The sequence below is a fragment of the Streptomyces cacaoi genome, assembly GCF_006539165.1.
Lineage (GTDB): Bacteria > Actinomycetota > Actinomycetes > Streptomycetales > Streptomycetaceae > Streptomyces > Streptomyces cacaoi.
In genome coordinates, this window is sequence record NZ_BJMM01000018.1 from 86,650 (window position 1) to 106,170 (window position 19,521).

Consider the following 19,521-nt stretch of genomic DNA (forward strand, 5'->3'; position numbering starts at 1 on the left):
GGCCGCCGTCGGCCGCGCCCGCGAGCGGACCCGCGGGCGCGGACCCGCGTCAGGCCCGGTGGTACTGGATGGGCGTGCGCGGTGCGGCGGACAGGGCCTGGGCCGCCTCGTTGGCCCAGTACGGGCGGCGCAGGAGTTCCCGGCCGAGGAGGACGGCGTCGGCCCGGCCGGAGGCGACGATCTCCTCGGCCTGCTGCGGCTCGGTGATGAGGCCGACGGCGCCGACGGGCATGCCCGTCTCGCTGCGCACCCGCTCGGCGAACGGCACCTGGTAGTTCGGCCCGGCCTCGATACGGGCGTCGGGCGCGTTGCCGCCGGTGGAGGTGTCGAGCAGGTCGACGCCGCGGGCGTGCAGCTCCTTGGCGAACCGGACGGTGTCGTCGCCGGTCCAGCCCTCCCGCTCGTCCTCGGGGTTCTCCGAGAGCCAGTCGGTGGCGGAGATACGGAAGAACAGGGGGAGTTCCTCGGGCCAGACGGCGCGGACCGCGTCGACGACCTCCAGGGCGAAGCGGGTGCGGCCCTCGTGGTCGCCGCCGTACTCGTCGGTGCGGCGGTTGGTGAACGGCGAGAGGAACTCGTTGATCAGGTAGCCGTGCGCGCCGTGCACCTCGACGACGCGGAAGCCGGCCTCGTGGGCGCGGCGCGCCGTTTCGGCGAACTGGCCGACGAGGGTGCGGATCTCGTCCTTGGTCAGCTCCTGCGGCGCCGCGTGCGCGGCGTCGAAGGCGAGCGGGCTCGGGCCGACCGGCTGCCAGCCGTGGCCCTCACCCGGCGCGATGGGGGCGCCGCGGTCCACCCACGTGCGCTCCGTCGACGCCTTGCGCCCGGCGTGGGCGATCTGGATGCCGGGAACGGTGCCCTGCTCGGTCAGGAAGCGGTTGATGCGCGCGAACGCCTCCTGCTGGCGGTCGTTCCACAGGCCCAGGTCCCACGGGCTGATGCGGCCGTCGGGGCGTACGGCGGTCGCCTCGGTCAGGACGAGCCCGGTGCCGCCGGCGGCGCGGGAGCCGAGGTGGGTGAGGTGCCAGTCGGTGGGGACGCCCTGGTCGGGCCCGTCGGGCGCGGCGGAGTACTGGCACATCGGGGCCATCCAGACCCGGTTGGGCACGGTCACCGACCGCAGGGCGAGGGGCTCGAACAGTGCGCTCACGGCGCTCTCCAATCCGTGGGGGTGCGGGCCGGGTCGCGGCTCCGCCGTCCGTCGTCCGTGCCGGCCGGGGCGCGGGGCCGCCCGTGCGGGGGCTCACGACGGGCCGGGCAGGAAGTCCGGCCATTACGGTAACCGTCGTACTACGAAGGCTGTCAAATTTCGATGACTGCCGTAGTATGGCTGCGTGCCGACGACGACCACTGTCCGTGAACTCCCGCATCCCGCACGGGCGGAGATCCGCCTGGAGACGGTGCTGCACGCCCTCGCCGACCCCATGCGGCTGCGCATCGTGCACACCCTGAGCGCCTACGGCGAGCTGGACGCCCCGGAGGGCGGGGACGGAGCGCTCGCCGGCGCCACCTGCTCCCAGGTGCCGCTCCCGGTCTCCCCGTCGACCGCCACCCACCACTTCCGGGTGCTGCGCGAGGCCGGCGTGATCAACCAGTGCTACCGCGGCACCGCCAAGCGCAACTGCCTGCGCCGGGCCGACCTGGACGCCCTCTTCCCCGGCCTTCTCGACGCCGTGCTGACGGCCGTCGAACGGCGCCCCGCCGACGAGGAGCGCACGGAACGCTCCGGCTGAACCGGGGCTCCGGCGGGGCGGAACCCGGGTGCACGGGCCCGTCCTGGCTGTGATGCTGGGCGGATGGATCCCCGCACCCGCTCGCTGCTCGCCCACGCCGATCATCCCGTCGCCGCACCGCTGGGCGACGACTCCGTCGAACGACTGCTGCGGCACGCCCTGCCGGCCACGGGCGGGCGCGTGCTCGACCTGGGCTGCGGCCAAGGGACCTGGCTGCTGCGGGCGTTGGAGCTGGTGCCGGGGCTCGTCGCCGAGGGCGTCGACGTGTCCGAGGAGGCGCTGGAGCGGGCCCGGGCCGCCGCCGAGGCGGCCGGGACGGCACACCGGCTGACACTGCGCCGCGGCGCCGCGGACACCGAGGCCGCCGCGCTCGCCGACGCCGGGGACGGGCCGGGCTACGACACGGTGCTGTGCGTGGCGGCCTCGCACGCGTTCGGCGGACTGCTGCCCGTGCTCGACGCGTGCCGCCGCGTCCTGGCGCCGGGCGGCACGGTGCTGGTGGGCGACGCCTACTGGGAGCGTGAACCGAGCGCGGCCGCACGGGAGTTGCTCGGCGCGTACGAGGATCTGGCCGGCACCGTCGAGCGGATCACCGGGCAGGGCTGGGCCCCGGTCCACGCCCATCTGAGCACCCGGCACGAACTGGACGACTACGAGTGGTGCTGGACGGGCTCCCTCACCCGCTGGGCCCTGGACCACCCCGCGCACCCCGACAGCCCCGAGGCGCTGCGTGCCGCGGCCGCACACCGGGAGGGCTGGCTGCGCGAGTACCGGGACAGCTTCGGCTTCGCCTGCTTCGTGCTGCGCCGCACGGCGGAGTGAGTCGGGCACGGCGGACACCGCGGCTGCGACGGGCACGGTCAGTGCGGTGAACGGGCCCGGACAGACGGAGGGCCCGGCCCCGGGATCCGGGACCGGGCCCTCCGCGGGCTCGGAACTGCTGCTCGGGCCGCTCAGCAGCCGATGAGGCGGCTCGCGAGGTACCCCTCGATCTGGTCGAGGGAGACGCGCTCCTGCTTCATCGTGTCGCGCTCACGCACGGTCACCGCGTTGTCGTCGAGGGTGTCGAAGTCGACGGTGACGCAGTACGGCGTGCCGATCTCGTCCTGGCGGCGGTAGCGGCGGCCGATGGCGCCCGCGTCGTCGAACTCGATGTTCCAGTGCCGGCGCAGCGTCTCGGCGAGGCCGCGGGCCTTGGGCGAGAGCCGCTCGTTGCGGGACAGCGGCAGCACGGCGACCTTGACCGGGGACAGCCGCGGGTCGAGCCGCATGACGACCCGCTTCTCCATCTTGCCCTTGGCGTTGGGCGCCTCGTCCTCGATGTAGGCGTCGAGCATGAAGGCGAGCATCGCGCGGTTCACACCGGCCGCCGGCTCGATGACGTAGGGCACCCAGCGCTCCCCGGCCTCCTGGTCGAAGTAGGAGAGGTCCTGGCCGGACGCCTTGGAGTGCGCGGTGAGGTCGAAGTCGGTGCGGTTGGCGACGCCCTCCAGCTCGGAGAACTCGGTGCCGCCGAAGTTGAAGCGGTACTCGATGTCGGCGGTGCGCTTCGAGTAGTGGGAGAGCTTCTCCTTCGGGTGCTCGTACCAGCGGATGTTCTCCTCGCGGATACCGAGGTCCCGGTACCAGGCCCAGCGCTGGTCCATCCAGTACTGGTGCCACTCCTCGTCCTCGCCCGGCTTGACGAAGAACTCCATCTCCATCTGCTCGAACTCACGGGTACGGAAGATGAAGTTGCCCGGCGTGATCTCGTTGCGGAAGGACTTGCCCGTCTGCGCGATGCCGAACGGGGGCTTCTTGCGCGCGGTCTGCTGGACGGCGGCGAAGTTGGTGAAGATGCCCTGGGCCGTCTCGGGACGCAGGTAGGCGACGGAGCCGGAGTCCTGGGTCGGGCCGAGGTGGGTGGCCAGCAGCCCGGAGAACTGCTTGGGCTCGGTGAACGCGCCCTTGTTGCCGCAGTGCGGGCAGTTGATGTCGGCCAGGCCGCCCTCGGGCTCGCGGCCGTGCTTGGCCTCGTACGCCTCGACCAGGTGGTCGGCGCGGAACCGCTTGTGGCACGAGGTGCACTCGGTGAGCGGATCGGTGAAGGTGGAGACATGGCCGGATGCCTCCCAGACCTCGGGGGCCAGGATCACCGACGAGTCGATCCCGACCACGTCGTCGCGCGAGGTGACCATGGAGCGCCACCACTGACGCTTGATGTTCTCCTTGAGCTCCACGCCCAGCGGACCGTAGTCCCAGGCGGCCCGCTGACCGCCGTAGATCTCGCTGCACGGATAGACGAAGCCACGGCGCTTGCTCAGGCTGACGATGGTGTCGATCTTGTCGGCGGCCACGGTGCTCTCTTCATTAACGACGACGGAATACCCCAGATTACTTGGGGTCCAGGGCCCTGGAGCAAATTGGTTCGGGCCCCGCACAGAGACTATCGGCCGGGGGTCGGCGGGCCGTCCCCGGAGCGCGTCCGGAGTGGGCCGGATGCCCCAACTCCCTTACGGAGAGCGACGATCACACTGCGCAATGCTTTAGTTGACAATCGTTTCCATCTACGGTGAAAATGAGTGTCATGAACAACGGTCTCCGCCCACGCCGGCTCATACGCACCAGCGCCGCCCTCACCGCACTCGGGCTCGGCGCCCTCTCCCTCGCCGCCTGCGGCAACGACTCCGGGGCGGAGGGCGGAAAGGTTTCCGTGTCCGCCTCCTTCTATCCCCTGGCCTACCTCGCCGAGCAGATCGGCGGGGAGCACGTGGAGGTGCAGAACCTGACCAAGCCGGGCGTCGAGCCGCACGACCTGGAGCTGAGCCCCAAGCAGACCGGGCAGCTGGGCGAGTCCGACCTGGTGGTCTACCTCAAGGGACTCCAGCCGGCCGTCGACGAGGCCGTCGACCAGTCCGGCGTCGAACACGTCGCGGAGGCCACCTCCTACACCTCGCTGGAGGAGCACGGCAACGACGTGCACGGCGAGGAGCACGGCGGCCACGAGCACGAGCACGGGGACGAGGGCCACGAGCACGGGGACGAGGGTCACGACCACGACCACGGCCATGAAGGCCACGATCACGGCGACATGGGCGGAAAGGATCCGCACGTTTGGCTGGATCCCGTGCGGTACGCACAGATCGCCAAGGGCGTCGGCAAGGAACTGGCGAAGACCGACCCCGACCACAGGGCCGACTACGAGAAGAACACCGCCAAGCTCGTCTCGCGACTGACCTCGCTGGACAAGGAGTTCAAGAAGGGCCTGGCGAAGAAGGAGTCGGACACCTTCATCACCACACACGCGGCGTTCGGCTACCTCGCGGAGCGCTACGGCCTGCACGAGGAGGCGGTCGCCGGCCTCAACCCCGAGTCCGAGCCCAGCGCGGCGCGGATGAAGGATCTGCACCGGATCGCGAAGCAGGACGACGTCGACACCGTCTTCTTCGAGGACAACGCGAGCGACAAGACGGCCAAGACGCTCGCGAAGGACCTCCGGCTGAAGACCGGCGTGCTCAGCCCGCTGGAGACGGTGAAGGACCCCAAGACGCAGGACTACTTCTCGGTGATGCACCAGAACCTGACGGCCCTCAAGAACGCCCTCGGCGCGTGAGACCGGGAAGAGCAGTGCCCCCGCGTGGCGCGGTGACGACGAGAAGCCCGGTGAGCACCGGGAGCGACGAGGCGGCCGCGGCGCGAGCGGCCGGATGAGGAAGGCGGAGACCCCCATGGGCGCACAGACCGACGGCCCCGGCCCCGACGGCGGCCTCCCGCACGGCGACGGTACGGCAGCGGCCCCCGTCACGCTGCGCGGGGCGACGGCGGCGCTCGGTGGCCGGCCGGTACTGCGCGGTATCGATCTGACCGTGGAGCGCGGTGAGACGGTGGCGCTGCTGGGCGCCAACGGCTCCGGCAAGTCGACGACGATCCGCGCCGTGCTCGGCCAGGTACCGCTGACCGGCGGCTCCCTGGAGCTGTTCGGCACCCCGCTGGCCCGGTTCCGCGACTGGCGGCGCATCGGCTACGTGCCGCAGCGCTCGACCGCCGCCGCGGGGGTGCCGGCGACGGTGCGCGAGGTGGTCTCCGCCGGCCGGCTGGCCCGGCGCCGGTTCCGTCCGCTCGGCAGCGCCGACAAGACCGCCGTGCGCGAGGCCTTGGAGCTGGTCGGCATGGCGGACCGCGCCCGCGACCCGGTCGAGGCGCTCTCCGGCGGGCAGCACCAGCGGGTGCTCATCGCCCGGGCGCTGGCCGCAGCGCCCGAACTGCTGATCATGGACGAGCCGTTGGCGGGGGTGGACGTGGCCAGCCAGGAGGTGCTGGCGCAGACGCTGCGCGACCAGGTGGCGCAGGGCACCTCGGTGCTGCTGGTGCTGCACGAACTCGGGCCGCTCGCCCCGCTGATCGACCGGGCGGTGGTGCTCAGGGACGGCCTGGTGGAGCGCGTGGAGAACCCGGACCGGCTGCACGACCTGGCCTGCCATCCGCACGGCAGCGTCCCGGTGGAACACACGGGTCCGACGATCGAGCAGGGACTCTCGGTCGGCGGCACGGAGACGAAGGCACGCATATGACCGAGATGCTGGAATTCGCGTTCATGCAGCGGGCGTTGCTCGCCGCGCTGCTGGTGGGCATCGCCGCGCCCGCCGTGGGCATCTACCTCGTCCAGCGCCGTCAGGCGATCATGGGCGACGGCATCGGCCATGTGGCGCTGACCGGCGTCGCGCTCGGCTTCCTGCTGAGCACCAACCCGGTGTGGATGGCCGTGCTCGTCTCCTCGGTGGGCGCGATCGCCATGGAGCTGATCCGCTGGTACGGCAAGGCGCGCGGCGACATCGCGCTGGCGATGCTGTTCTACGGCGGCATGGCCGGCGGCGTCATGCTCATCAACCTCTCGAACAACGGCTCCAACGCGAACCTCACCACCTACTTGTTCGGCTCCATCACGACCGTCTCGTCCTCGGACATCGTGGCGATCGTGGGACTGTCGGTGTTCGCGCTGGCCGTCTCGCTGGGGCTGCGGCGGCAGTTGTTCGCGGTCTGCCAGGACGAGGAGTTCGCACGGGTGACGGGGCTGCCGGTGCGGCTGCTGAACCTGCTGCTGGCCGTGACGGCGGCGGTCACCGTCACCGTCGCGATGCGGGTGGTGGGGCTGCTGCTGGTCAGCGCGCTGATGGTGATCCCGGTGGCCGCCGCGCAGCAGGCCACCCGGGGGTTCGCGGCCACGCTCGGGCTGTCGGTGCTCTTCGGTGTCGCCGTCACGCTTTCGGGTACGGCGACCTCGTACTACGTGGATGTGCCGCCCGGAGCCAGCATCGTCATCCTGGCCATCGCGCTGTTCATCGTCGTCACGGCGCTCGCCGCGCCGCTGGCCCGGCGCAGGGCGAGGGCTGTCGCGGCGCAGGGGGAAGACGGCACCCTGGGAGCCGACGAGGGGCGGGAGAGGGAGGGCCGGCCCACCAGGGTGTAATGACCGCTCCGGGGTTGCGCCTGGCACAATGGGGCGACGGAGACGCTTCAACTCCCCGGAGCCGACGAACGTAAGGAGCCAGAGCGTGACCACCGCAGGTCCCCCGGTACGCGGCCGGTCGACCCGGCAGCGCGCCGCCGTCTCGGCGGCTCTCGCCGAGGTCGAGGAGTTCCGCAGCGCACAGGAACTGCACGACATGCTCAAGCACCGGGGCGACTCGGTCGGGCTGACCACCGTCTACCGCACTCTTCAGTCCCTGGCGGACGCCGGGGAGGTCGACGTCCTGCGCACCGACGAGGGCGAGGCCGTCTACCGGCGCTGCCGCAGCGACGACCACCACCACCATCTGGTGTGCCGCAAGTGCGGCAAGGCCGTCGAGGTCGAGGGCCCCGCCGTCGAGAAGTGGGCGGCCTCGGTGGCCGCCGAGCACGGCTTCGTCGATGTCGGCCACACCGTCGAGATCTTCGGCACCTGCCAGGAGTGCGCCTCGGCCCGCTGACGCCCCGGGCCGCCCCGGTCCCCTGCCCCGTCGCCCGCGGTTCCCGCCGCGGCCGGCGGGGCTTTCGCACGGGTGGGCTCAGCCCCGCGCGGCGGCCTTGCGGGCCACCAGGGCCTCGACGCCGTCCAGTTGGAGCGCGAGGCCGATGTCGAAATCGAGGTCCTCGCCCGGCGGGGAGGACGACTCCGCGTACAGCTCGGGCCCGGCGGAGGCCAGCAGTTCCTCCAGCGCGGGGAACCGGCCGTTCGCGGTGAGGGACCGCAGCAGACGCCAGTAGCGCCGCTCCACGTCCTGCCAGGTGCCGCCGGCGCGTGTCGCCTCCTCGATGTCCGCGCCGAGCTGGAGCCGGCTGCGCACATAGCCGCTCAGGGTGACGAGCACGGCCAGCTTCTCCTGGGCGTCCAGGCCGCTGTCGCGCAGCAGCGCGAGGCCCTGTTCCATCCAGGCCACGTCGTTGGGTGACAGCGGCGGGGAGCTGATCGGGATACGGACGTACCAGGGGTGTGCGCACAGGGCGGCGTAGTAGGCGCGGGCCCAGCGTTCGAGCCCCGCGCGGCGCTCCTCGGCCGCGGGCGCGGGCGGCGGGGTGCCCACGGCGGCGTCCTGCATGAGGATCAGCAGGTCGTCCTTGCCGGAGATGTAGCGGTAGAGCGCCATGGTGGTCACGCCGACCTCGGAGGCGACGCGGCTCATGGAGACGGCGGGCAGCCCCTCCCGGTCGGCGACGTCGACCGCCGCCGCGACGATCCGGTGCACGTCCAGACCGCGTGCGGGCCCCCTGCCGGGCCGCTCCCGCAGGCCCCAGGCGGCCTCGATCCCCACCGAGAGGCCGGTTTCCGGCCGTTCCTCCGTCGCCATCCGGCCACCTTTCCTCTGCTGCCACCGCTGCCTGCCGCGTCCCACCGGGCCCTGCCGGGCCCCGGCCCGTCCCGCCGCGGGCCGCTCCCGCTTCCCCCGCCGTGCCCGCGCCGCGCCCCGGCCGCCACCGCACCGTCTCACGCCCCCGGCGGCCCGCTCCCCCGGCCCCCGGAAAGCGGACGGCTTCCCTTCGCCACGGGATCTGTGTATAGCATAGACAGTAACGTGTACGGTATACACAGATGTGCGTACGGCATACACGGAAAGGGGGGTGGGCGCGTCATGTCTCCACCTGGACAAGCGGATCGGGCCACCGGCTGGGCCATCGAGGCACACGGGCTGACCAAGGCGTACGGCGGCACCCGGGTGCTCCGCGGGATCGATCTGCGGGTACGGCGCGGCGCGGTCCTCGCCCTGCTCGGCCCGAACGGGGCGGGCAAGACGACGACCGTGCGGATCCTGACGACGCTCACGCGCCCGGACGGGGGGCGGGCGCGCGTCGCCGGCGGTGATGTGGTCCGCGACAGGGCGGCGGTGCGCGGCGCCATCAGCCTCACCGGGCAGTACGCGGCGCTCGACGAGGAGCAGACCGGCGAGGAGAACCTGCGGATGATGGCCCGGCTGCGCGGGCTGCCCGCGCGGGCCGCACGGCGGCGGGCACACGAGCTGCTGGAGCGGTTCGCGCTGACGGACGCCGCCGGGCGCCGGGTCGGCACCTACTCGGGCGGGATGCGGCGCCGGCTGGACATCGCCGCCGGACTCACCACGGATCCCGAGGTGGTCTTCCTGGACGAGCCCACGACCGGGCTCGATCCGCGCAGCCGCCGCACGATGTGGGAGACCGTCGGCGCGCTCGCCGGCGCGGGCACGACCGTCTTCCTCACCACCCAGTACCTGGAGGAGGCCGACCGGCTGGCGGACACGGTCGCGGTGCTGGACCGGGGCCGGATCATCGCCGAGGGCAGCCCGGCGGAGCTGAAGCGGAAGGTCGCCGTCGAGCGGCTGGATCTGACGCTGGCCTCCCGGGCGGCGTACGAGGCGGTGGACGTCCTGCTGGGCGCCCGCGCGGTGCACCGGGCGCCCGCTGAGCTGGTGCTCGGCATCCCCACGGACGGCAGCGCCGGCCATGCCCGTGCGCTGCTGGACGAGCTGGACCCGGCAGGCGAGCTGATCGCCCGCTTCGCGGTGCACGGAGCCACCCTCGACGACGTCTTCCTGGAGCTGACCCATGGGTGAGTACGCGGTGCTGACCGGCCGGGCGATCCGGCTGACCCGGCGGAGCCCGGACGCGCTGCTCATGGCGCTGGTGCTGCCGGTGCTGCTGATGCTCGTGTTCGTCTACTTCTTCGGCGGGGCGATCCAGGGCACGTCGGACGCCTATGTCACCTATGTCGCGCCGGGTGTGCTCATCCTGTGCGCGGGCTACGGCGCCTCGATGACGGCGACGACGGTCTGCGACGACATGACCGGCGGCATCATCGACCGCTTCCGCTCGATGAACACCCCCGGCACCGCCGTGCTGACCGGGCACGTGCTGGCCAGCGTGGTGCGCAACCTCGTCTCCACCGTGATCGTGCTGGCCGTCGCCCTCGCGATCGGGTTCCGGCCCGGCGCCGGAGCGGGCGGCTGGCTCGCCGCCGGCGGCATCCTGCTGCTGTATCTGTGCGCGCTCTCCTGGCTGGGCGCGGCGGCCGGGCTGCTGGCCAAGTCCCCCGAGGCGGCAGGCGGGTTCACCTTCTTCGTGCTCTTCCTGCCCTACCCCAGCAGCGCGTTCGTCCCCGTGGAGACGATGCCGGACTGGCTGCACGGCTTCGCACGGAACCAGCCCGTCACCCCGGTGATCGAGTCCGTCCGCGCACTGCTGCTCGACCGGCCGTACGGCGACGCCCCCTGGACGGCCCTGCTGTGGTGCCTGGGGGTGCTGGCGGTGGCGCTGCCGCTGTGCGCCTGGCTCTTCCGGCGCCGGGTGGCCTGAGCCGGCGCCGGGGCGGCCCGCCCGCGGGTGTCAGCCGTCGCGCTCCCCGGCCGTCGTCCAGTGGCGGCGGCCGAGGCTGACGAGGCGCAGCTGGCGGCGCGCGGTGCGGGCCACGGCCGCCTCCTCGGGCCCCTCGCCCTGGGCGGCCTGGAGAAAGGACGAGGCCGTCATGACCATGTGGTCGACATAGATCTCCGCGAGCATCCGCAGATCCTCCGGGCTCCAGCCCTCGGACTCCGCGTCCTGCGCGAGGACATGGGCGACCTCCTCGGCGAACCGGTCGAGCTGGGCGCCGATCGCGCGGCGTACCGGGGCGACGCCGCCGTGCCGCTCCCGGACGAGGAAGCGGACGTGTCCGGGGTGTGCGCGGACGTGGTCCGCTATGGCCTCGACCGCGTGGTCGATCCGCTCCTCGTCCGTCGACCGCTCGGCCAGCCCCGCACGGATCACGATCCGCAGGCCGTCGAGGGCCTCGTCGACCAGTGCGACACCGAGATCGGCGACGTCCCGGAAGTGCCGGTAGAAGGCCGCCGGGGAGACGCCGACCGCGCGGGTGATCTCGCGCAGCCCGAGGCTGCTGAGGCTCTGGTGTTCCAGCAGGTCCAGCGCGGCGTCCAGCAGGGCGCGGCGGGTCCTGGCCTTCTGCGCCTCGCGCTGGGAGGCGGCCGGGGGTGCGGCGGCGCTGCCGGACCCGGGGGCGGGGGTCGTACTCATGGGACTCAGTTAACAGTTGTGTGCTCAGCCGTGCAAGGGGTACGCTGAACTCAGTGAACAGTTGTCACCACAGTTGTTCACTGAGTCGAGCGAGAGAAGGAAAGGGGGGTACCCGATGCTCTTCCTTGTCGCCGCGTTCCTGCTGCTGGGCGTCCTCGTCGGCCCCGCGGCCCATCTGCCGCCGGCCGCGACCGCCGCGGCCGGGGCCGTCATCGCCGCCTGGCTGCTGATCTTCACCGTCCGCGAGTACACCCGCCGTCACCGGCAGAGGAGTTGAGCGTGCGTACCGCGACACCCACCCATGACCGCACGGCCCCCGCACCGGAGGCCGGAACCGCCCCCGAGTCCGCACCCCGGCCCGCCGGACCCGCCGTCGGCGCATCCGCTTCCGCCTCGGCGGACGGGCCCACCGCCGCGGAGGCTCCCCGCACAGCGGACGGCCCCCGGGCCACGGCCGCGCCCGCCACGCGCACCGCCGACGACATGGCGGTCGCCTCGTTCGTCCTGGGACTCGTGGGGCTGCTCGTCTTCAATCTCGTACTCGGGCCCTGCGCACTGGTCCTCGGCGGGCTCGCACTGGCGAGGCGCACCGGGCGGCGCGGCAGGGCCCTGCTCGGCACCGCGCTGGGCGCCGCCGACCTGGTCGTCCTGGCGACGGTCCTGACGGCCGACGGCAGCGTCGTGTGGAACATCGGCTAGGGGCATCCGCGGCGCGGTGCCTCCCGCCGACGATTGCGCCGCGTGCATACCTGTCGGCCTGTCAACTCCCCGGAAATGAGGGGAAGAACAGCACTCCGTCGATGCGTGCCGGATGAAACGAGGTTCACCGGCCGGGGCACGAGCCGATTTCCCGGAGAGAAAGGGAAACGCGCCGCGCAATACTTCGGCGCACGCGACCCGTTGGCACGGAAGGGCCGGAAACACGTACTCACGCCTGCACACCGGGCGTACCGCGCGGCCACACCGCTTTTCTCCCGGGAGACGGATTCCCGACCGCCGTTGAGCACGAAGGCCGTGCTCAACGGCCCGCGCGGTTCACTTCGGCCCTTTCGGTGCGGGAAACGGGCCGATACGAAGACCCCGGCCGCTCTCGACGGCGATCGCGCCCACCGATGTGTACTGCTCCGGAGAGCCCGGCGAACTGCGGCATCTCCTCGGCAAGACGAACCACCGGACGCCCCTCGTCAAGGTCGTTCCCGGCGAGTTCGCGATGGTCGAGCTCGGCCATGGCCGTCCGTACAAGTCGTCCGCCCCGACCGGGGTGAGCGTCGAGAAGGACGGCATCACCTTCGCGGACACGAAGCTCGGCAACGCGACGCTGGAAGGCACCGTGACCTGCACGCGGTGGCAGGACTGAGGCGGCGCCGCGCCCCGGACCGGCCGGCACCCGCGGCCGGTCCGGCCCACCCCGCCCGCCGGGCACCCCTCTGCTGGGCGCCCGTCCGCCGGGCATCCGCCTACGGGGCGCCCGTCTGCTGCCCGTCCGCCTGCTGGGGATCCTGCGCACCGCCGAAGCGGCGGTCGCGGCGGGCGTACTCCAGGCAGGCCGCCCACAGGTCGCGGCGGTCGAAGTCCGGCCACAGGACGTCCTGGTAGACCATCTCGGCGTAGGCGCTCTGCCAGATCAGGTAGTTGGAGGTGCGCTGCTCGCCGGACGGGCGCAGGAACAGGTCCACATCCGGCATGTCCGGGTAGTAGAGGTGCTTGGCCAGCGTCTTCTCCGTCACCTTCGACGGGTCCAGCCGGCCGGCGGCCACCGCCTCGGCGACGGACCGCGCCGCGTCCGCGATCTCGGCCCGGCCCCCGTAGTTGACGCAGAAGTACAGCGTCATCGCGTCGTTGTTCTTCGTCTGCTCCTGGGCGACCTGGAGCTCCTGGACGACCGACTTCCACAGCTTCGGCATCCGGCCCACCCACCGGATCCGGATACCGAGCGCGTCCATCTCGTCACGGCGGCGCCGGATCACGTCCCGGTTGAAGTTCATCAGGAAGCGGACCTCCTCAGGGGAGCGCTTCCAGTTCTCGGTGGAGAACGCGTACAGCGACAGGTTCTTGATCCCCATCTCCAGGCAGCCCTTGAGGACGTCCAGGACGACGCCCTCGCCGACCTTGTGCCCCTCGGTGCGGGGCAGCCCGCGCTGCTTGGCCCAGCGGCCGTTGCCGTCCATGACGACCGCCACATGGTCCGGCACCAGTTCGCCGGGGATCTTCGGCGGCCGGGCCCCCGAGGGGTGCGGCTCGGGCGTCACGTACTCGCGCTGCTGCGACCAGGACAGCATTCCGCGGCGGGCCATTCGCTTCTCATCTCCACGGGCGTACAGGGACTCGACGACCCGGCCGAGCCTAACCGCTCGGCGTCTGCCGCACGTACCGCAGGGAGCGCAGCCCCCGCTCCAGATGCCAGTGCAGATACGCCGAGACCAGGCCGGAGCCCTCCCGGCAGTGCCGGGGCTCGGCGGCGTCCGCCGTCGGCCAGTCCCCCGTCAGCAGCGCGCCCAGCAGGCGCAGGGCTTCCGGGGACGGCACGACGCTGCCCGGCACCCGGCAGTCGCCGCAGACCACCCCGCCGGAGGCCACCGAGAAGAAGCGGTTGGGGCCCGGCAGCCCGCACTTGGCGCAGTCGGCGAAGCTGGGCGCGTAGCCGCCCATCGCCAGGGACCGCAGCAGAAAGGCGTCCAGCACCAGGCCCGGTGCGTGCTCCCCCGCGGCGAGGGTCCGCAGCCCGCCCACCAGCAGCAGATACTGCTGCACGTTCGGCTCGCCCTCGTGGTCGGTGAACCGTTCCGCCGTCTCCAGCATCGCCGTACCGGCCGTGTACCGGTCGTAGTCGGTGACGATCGTGCGGCCGTACGCGGCGATCGTCTCCGTCTGGGTGCACAGCGGCAGGCCGCGGCCCACCAACTCGCTTCCACGGGCGAAGAATTGCACGTCGACATGGCTGAACGGCTCCAGCCGCGCCCCGAACTTCGACTTCGTCCGCCGCACCCCGCGCGCCACCGCACGCACCCGCCCGTGACCGCGCGTGAGCAGGCTGACGATCCGGTCCGCCTCGCCCAGCTTCTGGGTGCGCAGCACGATGCCGTCGTCACGGAAGAGGGTCACACGACCACCGCCGGGCACCGCGGCCAGGCGCACACGGCGCACCCTCCGGGCGGGAACAGCCGCGGGACGGACGGCCGCGGGGCGGGACCGTCGGCGCGGCGGGGGCGTCGGCAGCGGGTCATGCCGTCGATTGTCGCGTACGGCGGGGACGGGACGGACGGGGGTGGTGCGGGGGTGCCGGGGATACCGGGGATGCGGGCCGCCGGGTCCGCGCACCGCCGGGGCGCCCGTCAGCGCGACAGCCCGTCCGCCTCGTTCCGCTTCTCGCGCACGCCCCGCCCGTCCGGCCCGTCCGGCTCCGGGTCCGTCGCCGGGTGCGCGGTGCGGGCGCCGTCCGGGATCTCCGTGACGAGTTCGGCCAGCGGCAGGCGGCCGGTGGGGATCGCGGATCTGCCGGGCGGCGCCGGGGCCGGGTGGCCGAGGGAGAGCGCGGTGCGCACCCGCCACGGAGGCGTCAGCGCGCACAGCCGGCCCGCCCGGTCGGCGTTCGCGGCGGGGAAGAACGACGCGGGGCAGCTGCCCAGCCCCTGGAAATGGGCGGCGAGCATCATGTTCTGCGCGGCCCGGCCCGCGTCGAACTGGGCGTCCTCACCGCCTGCTTCCTCGTCGACACCGAGCGCGATCACCAGCGGGGCCGTGGCGAGGTGCCCGGCGTAGGAGCCCAGTTCCGCGAGCTGCCGGCGCACGGTGCGGTCGCGCACCACGACGAACCGCCAGGGCTGCCGGTTGCGGGCCGAGCCCGTCCAGCGTCCGGCCTCCAGCACCGGGTGCAGCTCGTCCTCCGTGACCGGGTCCTGGGTGAACCAGCGGGTCGCCCTCAGCGACAGCAGCGCCGGCACGGCGGAGCGGGGTGTCACATCCATCACGGGGTCCTCGGCCTGCGCTGCCGGGTGCCCGGGCCGCGCGTCCGCGGCACACGGCCGTCCGCGCGGGTACGCCCACGGCACCCCTGGTCGGCCCGATGGTCTCATGCCCGGCCCGGGGGCCCGCCGCACGGGGCGGACCCGGACCGCCTCACGCCACGCCCCGGATCCGCACCACCAGCAGCGCCCCGGCCAGCCCCACGGCGGCGGAGACCAGATACAGCACCGGGTAGCCGCCGAGGTGGGCGACCAGCGGGGCCGCCAGCGCCGGAGCGGCCACCTGGGGAAGGGAGTTGGCGATGTTGATGACGCCGAGGTCCTTGCCCCGGTGGGCCGCCGCCGGCAGGACGTCGGCCATGAGTGCGAAGTCCACGGAGGTGAACACGCCGAAGCCGACGCCGAGCAGGGCCGCGGCCACCAGCGCGCCCGTCCAGCTCTGCCAGCAGGCCAGCAGCGCCGAGGCCACGGCCATGATCACCCCGGCTCCGACGACGAAGGGCTTGCGGCGGCCCGCACGGTCGGACCAGACGCCGCCGACGAGCACGGTCGCCAGCAGCAGCGCCGCGTTGAGGGCCGTCAGCACGAGCACCCCGTCCGCGGGCCGCGGCACGTGCAGCTCGTCCCGCAGGTAGTACAGGAGGTACAGCAGGGCGAGCGCGTTGCCGAGGTTGATCAGGAAGCGGGTCAGCCAGGCCCAGCCGAAGTCCCGGTGCACACGCGGGTCGAGCCAGAAGCCGCGGGTGAACTCCCGCCAGGTGAACGGCGGACGGAGCGCGGCGGGCAGCGGGGTGTCCTGGCGCAGGAGGACGTAGGGGACGGCGGCGAGCACGGTGAACACGGCGCAGGCCGCGTATCCGGCGCGGGTGCCGCCCGCCGCCATGGCCAGCCCGGTGCCCAGGACGACGCCGAGCGTCTGCGAGACACCGAGCCAGCCGCCGACGGTGCCGCGCTGGGCGCTGGGCACCCGGTCGGGTACGGCGGCGACCACGGCGGCATAGGTGGCGTTGAGGGCGAGCTGCACCAGGCACCAGCCGAGGATCATGCCCGTCACCCCGCGTGCCAGCGCCAGCACGAGCAGCCCGGCCGCGCCGCCCAGCACACCGGCCACCACCCACGGCACACGGCGCCCGTACCGGGAGGTGGTGCGGTCCGAGACGGCGCCGAACAGCGGGTTGGCGACGAGCGAGACGGCCGCGCCGATGCCGGTCACCCACGCCAGCACCGACTCCTTGGCCCAGCCGTCCGGTGCCAGCTCGGCCGCCTGGAGCGCGAGCAGCACCTGGAGCGGGCCGTACCAGCCCACCCACACCGCGCCGTTGGCCAGGGACAGCGCGGCCGTCCAGCGGCGGGCGACCGGCACGACGGGCTCGGCGAACGGGTCGCCGGCCACGCCGGGGCCGGGCGTGCCCGTGCCCCGGTCGGTCAACGGGTGCCGCCGCGCTGCTGCCGCAGGACCCCGGCCAGCCACCGGAAGGAGTCCTTCGGGGTGCGCCGCAGCGTCGCGAAGTCGACGTGGACGAGGCCGAAACGCTGCCGGTACCCCTCGGCCCACTCGAAGTTGTCCAGCAGCGACCAGACGAAGTAGCCGCGTACGTCGACGCCGTCACGGAGCGCGGCGTGCAGCTCGCGCAGATGGGCGTCGTGGAAGGCGATGCGCTCGGCGTCGCGGACGGGCTCCGGGTAGGCGCAGCCGTTCTCCGTGACGACGAGGGGCGGCAGCCGGTCCCCGTACCGGTCGCGGAGCGTGCGCAGCGTCTCGGAGAGCCCCTCGGGGACGACGGCCCAGCCGAAGCCGGTGCGCGGCCGGCCGGGTATCTCCCGCGGCGCGAAGGGCAGTTCGCCCGGCAGCCCGACACCGGCGAACTCCCCGGGCGCACCCCGCGGTCCGGGCGCGCCGACGAGGGTGGGCTGGTAGTAGTTGACGCCGTACCAGTCCAGCGGCTGCGCGATGGTCTCCAGATCGTCGGCGACGGGCCCGGGCAGCGCGGCGGCCAGTCCCTCGTCCGGGTAGCGGCCCAGCAGCAGCGGCTCGGCGAACATCCGGTTGGTGAGCGTGTCGTACAGCTCGGCCGCCGCGACGTCCTCCGGCCGCTCGGAGGCCGGCCAGGTGGGGCCGTGCGAGTTGGCGATCCCGATCGAGCGTGCGCCGTGTGCCCGCAGCGCGCGGACGGCGAGGCCGTGCCCGAGCAGCTGGTGGTGCGCCGCGGGCAGCGCGTCGAACAGCAGGCTCCGGCCGGGGGCGTGCTCGCCGATCCCGTAGCCGAGGAGGGTGAGTTCGGCGGGCTCGTTGAGGGTGATCCAGTGGGTGACGCGGTCGCCGAGCCGGGCGGCGACCGCGTCGGCGTGGTCGGCGAACCGCTCGGCGGTGTCCCGCACCAGCCAGCCGCCCGCCTCCTCCAGCGGGAGCGGGGTGTCCCAGTGGAAGAGCGTGGGCACGGGCTCGACGCCGGCCTCGCACAGGGCGTCCACGAGCCGGTCGTAGAAGTCGAGCCCGGGCCCGTTCACCGCGCCCGAACCGGTGGGCAGGACGCGGGGCCAGGACACGGAGAAGCGGTAGGCGCCGACGCCCAGCCTGCGCAGCAGTTCGACGTCCTCGCGCCAGCGGTCGTAGTGGCCGGCCGCGACCGCGGCGTCGGAGCCGTCCTTGACACGGCCCGGCTCGGCGGTGAACGCGTCCCAGGCGCAGGGGCCGCGTCCGTCGGCATCGGTCGCCCCCTCGATCTGGAAGGCGGACGTCGAGACGCCCCAGAGGAAGTCCGCGGGGAACCGCGGCAGACCCGGCAGAGCTGACAACGCTGTCGGACTCGTCATGGGCGGAGCCCACCAGCGGGTTGAACACGGTGTCAATACCTGTGCACAGGCGTGGAGTTGGAGTCACCGGCCGCCGGGGAGCCGGGCGGGAGGCGCGTGCGCCGGGAGACGGTGACGGCGTGTGTCCAGGGAGACGGTGCGGGCCGGTCGTTCCGGAGAGGGCACCGCCGTGCGCGGGCGGAGCGACGGTCCGGCGCGGATGCGGCAGGCCGTGCCGGTGCGCGTTCGCATGAGGCCGCACCCGGTGCGCGCTCGGGATATGCCGTGCGGGGCACGCGCTCAGGGGGCGCCGGGCAGGCGCACACTCAAGGGAGGCCGTGTCGGCGCTCGTTCAGGAGACGCCGTGCAGGGGGGCGCCCCAGAGAGCGGGCCCGGTGCACGCCCGGGAGACGCCGCGCCCGGTGTGCATTCGGGAGACGCCGTGCCCGGTGCGCGCTCAGGGGGCGCCGCGTAGGCGCGCGCCCAGGAAAAGCCGCACCCGGTGCGCGCCCGGGAGATGCCGTGCCCGGTGCGCGTTGGGAAGAGGCCACGCAGGCACACGTTCAGGAGAGGCCGTGCAGGCGCGCACTCACGAGAGGCCGCGCCCGGTATGCGTTCGGGAGAGGCCGTGTCCGGCGCGCGTTCGGGAGGCGGCGCGCAGGCGCACGCCCAAGAGAGGCCGGGTCGGGCGCTCGTTCAGGAGACGGTGCCGGCCTCTGCCAGGAGGCGGTCCACCTCGTCCGCCTCGATCCGCAGCGCACGGCCCACGGCGGCCAGCACCTCCCGCTCGGCCGCGCAGTACGCCGCGTCCGCCAGCGCCACCCGTGCACCCTGGAGCAGCAGGCTCTCGCGCCCGGACACCGCCAGATGCGGGGCGAGCGGCGCCAGGGCCTCGTGCAGCTCGATCTCCAGCGGGATGCGGCCCTGCTCCTCGGAGGTGAGCGCGGCCACCATCGTCACGAGCTCCTCCTGGGTGCAGGCCGGGAACCCGGCGGCGCGCACCGCCTCGACGGCGGCCTCCCGCACCGCGCGCGACTCGGTGCCGCCCGCGGCCAGCACCGCCAGCACCACGCTGTGCGCGGCTTCCCGCAGCATGGCCGTCAGCCGCGTCGTCGTCGGCTGGTCGAGCACCTCGGCAGCGAAGTGCGCACGGCAGCCGACGCATTCGACGATGGGGCCGGCCGCGCCGCGCGGCAGCAGCGGCAGCCCGAGCAGGACGAACCGGCGTCGTCCGGCGCGCCTGCGGTAGCGGCGGTCGCCGCCGCAGTCCGGGCAGAAGAAGTCGCCGTCGTCGAGGGTGCGCCAGCTCGTGCGGACCCCTGCGAGGCGTACTCGGACGGGTCGTTGGCGCATGACCTCGCACCTCCCTGGGATTCGGCTCCATCGCCGAAAGGGTCACCGAACGGCTGCCGGAGGTGACCGGGCCGGTTCGGGGGGCTCGTCGGACTCGCCCGGCACACGCGCAGTCACGGCTCGCGCGCCGGGAGTTGCTCGTCGGTACTGGAATCGGTACGGGAAGAGGTGACGTGATGTTAACCACA

21 protein-coding genes are annotated in these 19,521 nt (G+C 73.3%); 11 read left to right on the forward strand and 10 right to left on the reverse strand.

Annotated elements, in window-relative coordinates; all coding sequences use genetic code 11:
* Window positions 1–49: 49 nt before the first annotated feature.
* On the reverse strand, window positions 50–1,150 hold the full coding sequence (locus SCA03_RS18100) for an NADH:flavin oxidoreductase/NADH oxidase (RefSeq protein WP_086816554.1): 1,101 nt from the start codon (window positions 1,148–1,150) through the stop codon (window positions 50–52).
* A gap of 184 nt (window positions 1,151–1,334) precedes the next feature.
* On the opposite strand from SCA03_RS18100, the gene SCA03_RS18105 reads away from it, so the two are divergent.
* On the forward strand, window positions 1,335–1,733 hold the full coding sequence (locus SCA03_RS18105) for an ArsR/SmtB family transcription factor (protein ID WP_086816552.1): 399 nt from the start codon (window positions 1,335–1,337) through the stop codon (window positions 1,731–1,733).
* A gap of 63 nt (window positions 1,734–1,796) precedes the next feature.
* The gene (locus SCA03_RS18110) at window positions 1,797–2,555 is read left to right on the forward strand and encodes an SAM-dependent methyltransferase (RefSeq protein WP_086816551.1); all 759 of its coding nucleotides are present in this window, start codon (window positions 1,797–1,799) and stop codon (window positions 2,553–2,555) included.
* Between the two features lie 131 nt (window positions 2,556–2,686).
* Here SCA03_RS18110 and SCA03_RS18115 read toward each other — a convergent pair whose 3' ends face one another.
* Window positions 2,687–4,069: a glycine--tRNA ligase gene (locus SCA03_RS18115; protein ID WP_030882277.1), complete on the reverse strand. Its 1,383-nt coding sequence runs from the start codon at window positions 4,067–4,069 to the stop codon at window positions 2,687–2,689.
* A gap of 230 nt (window positions 4,070–4,299) precedes the next feature.
* On the opposite strand from SCA03_RS18115, the gene SCA03_RS18120 reads away from it, so the two are divergent.
* The 4 genes from SCA03_RS18120 to SCA03_RS18135 all read left to right on the forward strand — a co-directional run bounded on the left by SCA03_RS18120 (window position 4,300) and on the right by SCA03_RS18135 (window position 7,678).
* Window positions 4,300–5,325: a metal ABC transporter substrate-binding protein gene (locus tag SCA03_RS18120; RefSeq protein WP_086816549.1), complete on the forward strand. Its 1,026-nt coding sequence runs from the start codon at window positions 4,300–4,302 to the stop codon at window positions 5,323–5,325.
* 115 nt (window positions 5,326–5,440) lie between these two features.
* Window positions 5,441–6,283, forward strand: coding sequence for a metal ABC transporter ATP-binding protein (locus tag SCA03_RS18125; RefSeq protein WP_051846700.1), 843 nt, complete (start codon window positions 5,441–5,443; stop codon window positions 6,281–6,283).
* A complete protein-coding gene (locus tag SCA03_RS18130; RefSeq protein ID WP_086816547.1) occupies window positions 6,280–7,179 on the forward strand; it encodes a metal ABC transporter permease in 900 nt (299 codons plus the stop codon). The genes SCA03_RS18125 and SCA03_RS18130 overlap by 4 nt, the downstream gene beginning before the upstream one ends.
* 85 nt (window positions 7,180–7,264) lie before the next feature.
* Window positions 7,265–7,678, forward strand: a complete 414-nt coding sequence (locus SCA03_RS18135) for a Fur family transcriptional regulator (protein WP_030882267.1) — start codon at window positions 7,265–7,267, stop codon at window positions 7,676–7,678.
* A gap of 78 nt (window positions 7,679–7,756) precedes the next feature.
* Here the strand turns inward: SCA03_RS18135 and SCA03_RS18140 are convergent, their stop codons facing one another.
* Window positions 7,757–8,536, reverse strand: a complete 780-nt coding sequence (locus SCA03_RS18140; RefSeq protein ID WP_030882265.1) for a TetR/AcrR family transcriptional regulator — start codon at window positions 8,534–8,536, stop codon at window positions 7,757–7,759.
* Between the two features lie 282 nt (window positions 8,537–8,818).
* On the opposite strand from SCA03_RS18140, the gene SCA03_RS18145 reads away from it, so the two are divergent.
* Both SCA03_RS18145 and SCA03_RS18150 read left to right on the forward strand, forming a co-directional pair.
* Complete coding sequence (locus SCA03_RS18145) at window positions 8,819–9,772, forward strand: ATP-binding cassette domain-containing protein (protein ID WP_086816545.1); 954 nt, start codon at window positions 8,819–8,821, stop codon at window positions 9,770–9,772.
* Window positions 9,765–10,511, forward strand: a complete 747-nt coding sequence (locus SCA03_RS18150) for an ABC transporter permease (RefSeq protein ID WP_030892712.1) — start codon at window positions 9,765–9,767, stop codon at window positions 10,509–10,511. Before SCA03_RS18145 ends, SCA03_RS18150 begins: the two co-directional genes overlap by 8 nt.
* Window positions 10,512–10,541: 30 nt before the next feature.
* Here the strand turns inward: SCA03_RS18150 and SCA03_RS18155 are convergent, their stop codons facing one another.
* Window positions 10,542–11,225, reverse strand: coding sequence for a TetR family transcriptional regulator (locus tag SCA03_RS18155; protein ID WP_051846699.1), 684 nt, complete (start codon window positions 11,223–11,225; stop codon window positions 10,542–10,544).
* Window positions 11,226–11,340: 115 nt separating this feature from the next.
* Between SCA03_RS18155 and SCA03_RS35140 the strand changes: the two genes are divergently transcribed.
* From SCA03_RS35140 to SCA03_RS18165, 3 genes are all read left to right on the forward strand, one after another.
* Window positions 11,341–11,502, forward strand: a complete 162-nt coding sequence (locus tag SCA03_RS35140) for a hypothetical protein (RefSeq protein ID WP_030882253.1) — start codon at window positions 11,341–11,343, stop codon at window positions 11,500–11,502.
* A gap of 2 nt (window positions 11,503–11,504) precedes the next feature.
* Window positions 11,505–11,924 (forward strand): hypothetical protein, encoded by a 420-nt coding sequence (locus tag SCA03_RS18160; protein ID WP_086818077.1) that lies wholly within the window; start codon window positions 11,505–11,507, stop codon window positions 11,922–11,924.
* A gap of 415 nt (window positions 11,925–12,339) precedes the next feature.
* On the forward strand, window positions 12,340–12,582 hold the full coding sequence (locus tag SCA03_RS18165; protein WP_086818078.1) for a hypothetical protein: 243 nt from the start codon (window positions 12,340–12,342) through the stop codon (window positions 12,580–12,582).
* Window positions 12,583–12,682: 100 nt separating this feature from the next.
* Here the strand turns inward: SCA03_RS18165 and SCA03_RS18170 are convergent, their stop codons facing one another.
* From SCA03_RS18170 to SCA03_RS18195, 6 genes are all read right to left on the reverse strand, one after another.
* The gene (locus SCA03_RS18170; RefSeq protein ID WP_030882245.1) at window positions 12,683–13,519 is read right to left on the reverse strand and encodes an isoprenyl transferase; all 837 of its coding nucleotides are present in this window, start codon (window positions 13,517–13,519) and stop codon (window positions 12,683–12,685) included.
* 49 nt (window positions 13,520–13,568) lie between these two features.
* Window positions 13,569–14,327, reverse strand: a complete 759-nt coding sequence (recO, locus tag SCA03_RS18175) for a DNA repair protein RecO (RefSeq protein ID WP_030882242.1) — start codon at window positions 14,325–14,327, stop codon at window positions 13,569–13,571.
* A gap of 230 nt (window positions 14,328–14,557) precedes the next feature.
* Window positions 14,558–15,190 carry a nitroreductase family protein gene (locus SCA03_RS18180; protein WP_078873277.1) on the reverse strand — a complete coding sequence of 211 codons (633 nt, stop codon included), beginning with the start codon at window positions 15,188–15,190 and terminating at the stop codon, window positions 14,558–14,560.
* Window positions 15,191–15,341: 151 nt separating this feature from the next.
* Window positions 15,342–16,616, reverse strand: a complete 1,275-nt coding sequence (locus SCA03_RS18185) for an MFS transporter (protein ID WP_212767157.1) — start codon at window positions 16,614–16,616, stop codon at window positions 15,342–15,344.
* The gene (locus SCA03_RS18190) at window positions 16,613–18,001 is read right to left on the reverse strand and encodes a GH1 family beta-glucosidase (RefSeq protein WP_086814241.1); all 1,389 of its coding nucleotides are present in this window, start codon (window positions 17,999–18,001) and stop codon (window positions 16,613–16,615) included. Before SCA03_RS18190 ends, SCA03_RS18185 begins: the two co-directional genes overlap by 4 nt.
* 675 nt (window positions 18,002–18,676) lie before the next feature.
* On the reverse strand, window positions 18,677–19,333 hold the full coding sequence (locus tag SCA03_RS18195; protein WP_086814240.1) for a TerB family tellurite resistance protein: 657 nt from the start codon (window positions 19,331–19,333) through the stop codon (window positions 18,677–18,679).
* Window positions 19,334–19,521 lie beyond the last annotated feature (188 nt).